The following is a 6,652-nucleotide window of genomic DNA, read 5'->3' as shown; positions in this document are numbered from 1 at the left end:
GGGGCGGCGGGGGCGGCGGAGGCCGGGACGATCGCCTCGATCCTGCCGCCGTGGTCCAGCACCGCCCGGGCGAACCAGCTCTCCGGCCCGGGCGCCAGGCATCCGACCCCGACCAGCTCGTAGGCGCCGTAGGCGGTCACCAGGCGCCAGAGCTCGCCGCGGATGAGCATCTCGGAGATCTCCGAGAGTCCTTCGTGTCCGATGATTCCGACGCGCATCAACAGGGTCCCTTGATCCGGGTCGTGCCGGCTTCAGCTTAGTGCCGCGTCAGACAGCCGTTGCGCGCCGAGGAGCGGCCCCACCGGGGTGCGGCGGCCCGGCCGTCCGTCAGGGGCGGCCGCGGAGGGCACCGTTGGCACACGATCCCCGGCGGGCGCCGGGGGCGCTGCGGTAGTTTTGGCCACCGACCGAGGCGAACGCCAGTGCGGTGGACGCCGTCAGCGAGCCGGCCGCGACGGCGGTCGGACACCGGACCGAGGAGACCTTCGGGTGAGCACCTACCAGCAGTCCCCCGGGGCGGCACCCGGCCGGGACGGCGCCGGCGTACCGGCCGGCCACCCGGCACTGCAGCAGACCGCCGCCCCGCACCTGCACCCCGGGGAGGCCCTGGCCGGGGTGTTCCCGGTACGCCTCGACCCGCTGCTGCCGCTCTACTTCTCCCGGGAGATCGCCACCCATGAGATCGCCTGGGCCCCGGCCCGGGTCGCGGTGCGCGCGCTGCGCCGGTTCTGGCGCGGCCTGTGGACGTACTTCCTGCCGCGGTGGCTGGTGGAGATCTTCATCCCGGACCTGATGTACCGCCGTCCGTACGGGCTGCGCCTGGAGCGCCGGCTGTACCGGGCGCTGCGGCGGCCGCTGCACGGCGGTTCCTGGAGCGGCGGCCGGGAGAGCCTGGCCGGGCGGCTGTGGACGGCGGTGCGGACCACGCCGGGCGAGAAGTTCCGGGCCGACCACGACCTGTTCACGCTGCTCCTGACCGACCGGCGGCTGCTGGTGCTGAGCCGCAAGTGGACCTTCGAGCGGCACGAGGCGTACCAGGCCGTGCCGCTGTTCGAACTGCCCGTCGGCAGCTTCGCGCTGCGCGGGAAGGTCCCCGGTTCGTGGTTCACCTTCCGGGCCGACCTGGCCTTCTCGGACGGCTCGTGGATCGCGCTCGACCTGGACCGGGAGGACAACGCCCAGCAGTTCACCGCGACCATGGCCCGGTACTCGGCCTGGTCCTGAGCGACGGCCGGCCGACCCGGACCGCGGGGTCCGGGTCGGCCGGCCGTGCCGGGCCAGGGCCAGGGTCAGGTCAGCCGAAGGCCTGCTCGATCCGGGCGCGGTCCACCCGGTACGGAGCGGGGTCGTGCGCGAGGCCGACGTCGTGCAGCAGTTCGCCCTCGACGGCGTTCTTGTTGGTCTCGCCGGTCAGGCCCTCCTTCGCCACCGCCCAGGCGGACTGGCCGGCCGCCCGGCCGAGCCCGCCGCCGGAGAGCTCGCCGCGCTGCACCGGGTCGTCGTCCTCGATGCCCAGCGCCGACCGCAGACCGTCCTCGGCCTTGCCGGTGACGAAGTTGTCGCCCTGCTTGACGGCCTGCCGGGCGGCGAAGTCCTTGAGGCCGTCGCCGACCCCGGACAGCGACCGGTTCTGCCAGGCCTCCTTGCCCAGCTTCCCCAGGCCCTCGCCGCCCTCCTCGAAGTCCCGCAGGCCCTGGGCGGCGGTGCGGACGTTCTTGAGCTCCGACAGCGCGGTCCTGGCGGTCCGGATGTTCCTGACCGCCTTGACGGCCGTGCCGAGCTCCTTGAGCGCCTTGAGCAGCTTCTCCAGGTTGGTGGCCAGCTCGGTGGAGACCCGGGCCACCCGGGCGACGAAGACCGCGATCTCCGCCTCGGTGATCAGGGCGTCCACGACCAGGCCGATGCCGAGCGTGAGGACCGCGACCACGGCCTCCGCGGCCAGCGAGGCGATCAGCACCTCGATCGCCTCGCTGATGATCTCGATGACCATGCCCTCGGCCATCGCGCACTCCTGCGCGGCCGAGTTGATGATCTGCGCGGTCTGCAGCATCTCCTCGGCGGTGGCGTCGAGCGCCTCGGCCACCTCGCCCATGTGGCGTCCGAAGGCGTCCGAGGCGGACCCCTGCCAGGCGCCGGACAGCGAGACGGCGCCGGAACGCAGCTCCTCGGCCACCATCTGGACGGCCTTCGCCTGGGCCTGCCACTCCTCGGCCGCGGCGTTCAGCTGGTCGAGGTCACCGGTGACCTTCTCCAGCATGTGCATCAGACCGGACTTCTCCAGCGCCCACTCGACCGCCTCGTCCAGCGCACCACCGAGGCCGCCGCGGGACGGGTGGGCCGCGGGCTCCAGCGGGGCCATCGGCGCGGCCGGCTGCGCCTGCGCCCAGCCGTACGCCCCGCTCCCCGCCGGCAGCAGCGCACCCGGTATGGCGCCCGGGTACGGTCCGGCGGAACCGTAGGCCGACCGGTCACCGGCGACGGCACCTCCCACGGCGCCGACGCCCGCGCCGTAGCCGCCGGGCCCGCCGTAGGAGCCGCCGTCGCCGTACGCGCCCTCGCCGTAACCACCGGGCTCGCCGTAAGCGCCGGGCTCGCCGTAAGCGCCGGGCTCGCCGTAGGCGCCCTCGCCGTAACCGCCGGGCTCACCCCCGGCCTCCCCGGCGCCCTCCTCGGGGCTGCCGAAGATCTTGTTGCCGGCCCACTCGCCCGCCTTGTCGCCGAGCTGCGCCCCGGCCGCCTCGCCGGCCGACCGGCCCATGCCCACGTACCAGGGCTCGGCCGGACCGTCGGCGCCCGGGTCGCCGTCGCCCGGGGTGGTGTCCCCGGCGCCGTCCCCGGTGGTGTCGCCGCGCGGGGTGGTGCCGTCCCGGTGGCCGGTGCCGCCGGCCGGCTCCTCCGTGCCCGGCCGGGCGGGACGGTGGTCCGGGGTGCCGCCCTCGTCGTCGGCCTGGCCGGCCGGGCGGTGGGTGGGCTCCGGGGTCTGCGGCGGGGTGTGGGCGGGCGCCGGCGGATGTGCGGGCGGCGGCGGGACCCGGGTGGTGGGCGCCGACGGGGTGTGCGAGGAGCCGGCGGGGTGCGACGGCCCGTGGGAGGGTGAGTGCGAACCCGGGTGCCTGCTCACTGGCCGCCCCCGAGACCCGAGCTGATCATGCGATCGTGCTCGGCGTAGTTCTGTGCCGTGTAGGCGAGCCCGTCCGCCGTGCCGGCCAGCGCCTGGACCAGGTCGGCGACGTTCTGCCGACCCGCGGAGGCGTGCTCCTGGTAGGTGTGCGCCAGGTTCTGGGCGTTGGGCAGGTGGCCGAAGGCGCTCGCCGAGATGGTGATGCCGGATACCGCCGCCTGGATCTGGTCGAGCTGCTCGACCTGGTCGGTGACGGTTGACGCGTATCTACCGATAGCTTCGGGATCCACCCGAAACCCGCTGTCCCCCATGGCAGATGCCTTTCTTCTTCCGGTGATGAGCGGCTTATCGTACTGACATGCCATCGGGTCCGGTCACCGAGGGGGACCTCGGGCCGACCCTGCGTCAGCTACCGACGGAGCCGCGTCAGCCACCGGCGGACCCTCGCGTCACCGAACCCGTGGCGTCGCCCGCGCCGCACCGCGAGAATGGTCGCCCACCCTGGCGGCGACCGGTCGGCGCCGCGGGGCGAACGAGGGGAGCAGTCCTGATGGAGAGCCAGACACCGGCCCGGCCGCCACGCCGCGTCAGGACGGCCGTCATCGCGCTGGTGGCCCTGGCCCTGGTGGCCGCGGCCGCGCTCTGGCTGTGGCCGGACGCGAAGAAGAAGGCCGCCGCTCCCCCGCCGCCCCCGGCGTCGAGCCCGGCGGACAGCCCCTCACCGAGCCCCGCGAAGGTGCTCCCATACCCCTACTTCCTGCCGGGCACCTGCCTGGACCACCCGCAGCTGAGCACCACCGTGACCCGGGCCGAGGAGCGGCCGTGCGCGCAGCCGCACGACGGCGAGGCCATCGTCAACGTGGTGCTGCCGGACGGGCTCACCAGCGACACCCAGATCGGCCGCGCCCTGCGCGAGCTGTGCGCGGCGCCGCTGGCCGAGTGGCAGCAGCGGCAGGGCGGCGGCGGCCCGTACTACGGGTTCCCGCTCGGCCCCTACCTGGCCTACTACCAGCAGGGCATGCACGACGCGACCTGCACCCTGACCGCCAGCGACCGGCAGGGCGGCAGGAAGCTGACCGGCAGCCTGCACTGACCGCCGGTCAGCTCCGAGCGCCCGTACCGGGCCGGTCACTCGGGCATCATGCCCATCTGCCGCATCATGCCGACCGAGTCCCAGGACCACCAGCCTTCCTTCACCCTGCCGTCCTCGAACCGGAACATCGTCATCCCGGCCGCCTCGATGGTCTTGCCGCTGGCCGGCATCCCCATGAACTCGCCGGTGTGGGTGCCTCGCCACATCCAGCGGGTGGCCACCTGGTCGCCGTCGGCGAGCTGGCCCTGGATGTCGAAGGTGAAGTCGAAGGACCTCCGGTAGCCCTCGATCATCTCCTTGACGGCCGCCGGGCCCACGGTGTCGCCGGCCATCGACGGGTCGTGGTCACGGTAGTCCGGGGCCATCAGCTCGTCGATCGCCGACATGTCGCCCGCCGCGGTGTCGACCAGCAGCCGGCGGACCGTCGCCATGTTGAGCTGGTCCTCGCGCATCACGTCGAGGTCGGTGAAGGTGGGCGGCTCCTCGCAGAGCGCCACCATCTCCCGGAAGATCCGGTCGGTCTCCGGCAGGACGGAGTTGCGCATCGCCGCCTCGTACGACGGGAACTCGACGATCTCGACGATGTGCTTCGCGTCCGCCCGGTCGGTGCCGACCGTCGCGTGGGTCGCCGTGCGGCGGCCCGCGGTCTGCTCGATCCAGTCGTCCATCAGCCGGTTGAGCTGGTCCGGCTGCTCCGTCCGGCACTCGACGATCTGTAGAAAGGTCATCGCGGAACCTCCCGATCACACCCCCTGACTGCCTGCGTCCGCGGATCGCGCTGCCTCCCACTCTCCTCCCGGCCCCCGGCCATCACAAGGCAGGGACCGGGGCCTGCCCTGCGGGCGGCACCCGGCCCTAGGGTGGGCGGCATGGCGACGACCTATGCACGGGTGGAACGGGAACGGCTGGCCTCGCTGCTGGCGGCGGCGGGTCCCGGGGCGGCGACGCTCTGTGGCGGCTGGCGGACCAGGGAGCTGGCCGCGCACCTGGTGCTGCGCGAACACCGGCCGGACGCGGCGGCCGGGATCCGGCTGCGGCCGCTGGCCGGGTGGAACGCGCGGGTGCAGGCCTCGATCGCCGCCAGGCCGTACGAGGAACTGCTGCGCACCTTCCGGGCGGGCCCGCCGCGGCTGTCGCCGTTCGCGCTGCCGGGGGCGGACGAGGCCGCCAACCTGGTCGAGTACTTCGTCCACGCCGAGGACGTCCGGCGGGCGGCCGACGGCTGGGACCCGGCACAGGACGACGGGCCTCCGATCGAACCGGGGCTCGCCGAGGCGCTGTGGCGGCGGCTGCCGGCGGTCGCCCGGTTCGGGGCCGGGGTGCGGCTGCCGGTACGGCTGGAGTTCGAGCGGCCGGACGGCCGGACGGCGGCCGTCCCGCACCGGACCGGGCCGACGGTACGGGTACGCGGCGAGAGCGCCGAGCTGATGCTGTTCGCCTTCGGGCGCGGCGCCCGGGCGGCCGTCGAGGCGGAGGGCGCGCCGCAGGCGGTGGCGCTGCTCGCGGGGGTACTGCCGCTGCCGTGACCGGCGGGTCCCGCCGGATTGTCAGTGGGGTGTGCCAGCCTGACAGCGACCGGGGACGTGTCCTGCGTCACAGCGGTGACGCGCGGCCCCGGCCTGGCCCGAAGGAGCACCGCACATGGTCACCACCGACTTCCGGACCGGCTCGCCCAACTGGCTGGACCTCGGCAGTCCGGACCCCGGGGCCGCCGCCGCCTTCTACGGCGCGGTCTTCGGCTGGTCCTTCGCCTCGGCCGGTCCGCAGGCCGGCGGCTACGGCTTCTTCCAGCAGGGCGGACGGACGGTCGCCGCCCTCGGGCCGCTGACCGAGCCGGGCGCGGTGTCGGCGTGGACGCTCTACTTCCTGACGCCCGACGCGGACGCCACCGCCAAGGGCGTCGAGCAGGGCGGCGGCACGGTCCGGATGGCTCCGGGCGACGTCTTCGACGCCGGGCGGATGACGGCGTTCACCGACCCGACCGGGGGGCAGTTCGCCGTCTGGCAGCCGGCCAGGACCAAGGGGCTGGACGAGGTCGGTGCCCCGGGCAGCTTCGTCTGGGCCGAACTGCACAGCGCCGACGTCCCGCGGGCGCTCGCCTTCTACCGGGGCGTGTTCGGCTGGCGCACCCAGGAGTTCGAGGGATCGAGCGACTACGTGGTGCTGTCCACCGCGGACGGTGACCAGCAGGAGGCCGGGTTCGGCGGCGCGGCGCCGCTGCACGCCGAGCTGTCCCCCGGCTGGCTGCCGTACTTCGCGACCGAGGACCCGGACGCGGTGGTGGCCGCGGCCACCGCGGGCGGCGGCTCGGTGGTGGTGGCCGCGGCGGACGTGCCCGGCGCGGGGCGGCTCGCCGTCCTGAAGGATCCGTTCGGGGCGGCGTTCGCGGTGCTGCGGCCGGATCCGCGGATGTGACGGGCGGGCGGGGGCCTGGGGGG

7 protein-coding genes and 1 pseudogene are annotated in these 6,652 nt (G+C 74.6%); 4 read left to right on the top strand and 4 right to left on the bottom strand.

Translation table 11 applies throughout. The features are described from left to right. Positions 1 to 218: pseudogene (locus AA75_RS20890) on the bottom strand (hypothetical protein); the annotation flags it as partial. Positions 219 to 489: 271 nt separating this feature from the next. Here AA75_RS20890 and AA75_RS20885 point away from each other — a divergent pair. After that, a complete protein-coding gene (locus AA75_RS20885; protein WP_033821674.1) occupies positions 490 to 1,224 on the top strand; it encodes a hypothetical protein in 735 nt (244 codons plus the stop codon). Positions 1,225 to 1,294: 70 nt separating this feature from the next. On the opposite strand, the gene AA75_RS20880 is transcribed toward AA75_RS20885, so the two are convergent. Both AA75_RS20880 and AA75_RS20875 read right to left on the bottom strand, forming a co-directional pair. Continuing rightward, complete coding sequence (locus AA75_RS20880; RefSeq protein ID WP_033821673.1) at positions 1,295 to 3,121, bottom strand: WXG100 family type VII secretion target; 1,827 nt, start codon at positions 3,119 to 3,121, stop codon at positions 1,295 to 1,297. Then, the gene (locus AA75_RS20875) at positions 3,118 to 3,411 is read right to left on the bottom strand and encodes a hypothetical protein (RefSeq protein ID WP_158515541.1); all 294 of its coding nucleotides are present in this window, start codon (positions 3,409 to 3,411) and stop codon (positions 3,118 to 3,120) included. The genes AA75_RS20880 and AA75_RS20875 overlap by 4 nt, the downstream gene beginning before the upstream one ends. A gap of 260 nt (positions 3,412 to 3,671) precedes the next feature. Here AA75_RS20875 and AA75_RS20870 point away from each other — a divergent pair, with 260 nt between their 5' ends. Next, positions 3,672 to 4,214: a hypothetical protein gene (locus AA75_RS20870; protein ID WP_033821671.1), complete on the top strand. Its 543-nt coding sequence runs from the start codon at positions 3,672 to 3,674 to the stop codon at positions 4,212 to 4,214. Positions 4,215 to 4,249: 35 nt separating this feature from the next. Here the strand turns inward: AA75_RS20870 and AA75_RS20865 are convergent, their stop codons facing one another. Continuing rightward, positions 4,250 to 4,942: an ester cyclase gene (locus tag AA75_RS20865; protein WP_033821670.1), complete on the bottom strand. Its 693-nt coding sequence runs from the start codon at positions 4,940 to 4,942 to the stop codon at positions 4,250 to 4,252. A gap of 141 nt (positions 4,943 to 5,083) precedes the next feature. Between AA75_RS20865 and AA75_RS20860 the strand changes: the two genes are divergently transcribed. Beyond that, on the top strand, positions 5,084 to 5,740 hold the full coding sequence (locus AA75_RS20860) for a TIGR03085 family metal-binding protein (RefSeq protein WP_033821669.1): 657 nt from the start codon (positions 5,084 to 5,086) through the stop codon (positions 5,738 to 5,740). A 115-nt stretch (positions 5,741 to 5,855) separates the two neighbouring features. Continuing rightward, positions 5,856 to 6,629 carry a VOC family protein gene (locus AA75_RS20855; protein ID WP_033821668.1) on the top strand — a complete coding sequence of 258 codons (774 nt, stop codon included), beginning with the start codon at positions 5,856 to 5,858 and terminating at the stop codon, positions 6,627 to 6,629. Positions 6,630 to 6,652 lie beyond the last annotated feature (23 nt).

The sequence above is a fragment of the Kitasatospora sp. MBT63 genome, from assembly GCF_000710465.2.
In the GTDB taxonomy this organism is placed as follows: Bacteria; Actinomycetota; Actinomycetes; order Streptomycetales; family Streptomycetaceae; genus Kitasatospora.
Note: the sequence above shows the minus strand (reverse complement) of the source record. Positions and strands in the feature narration are given on the sequence as shown.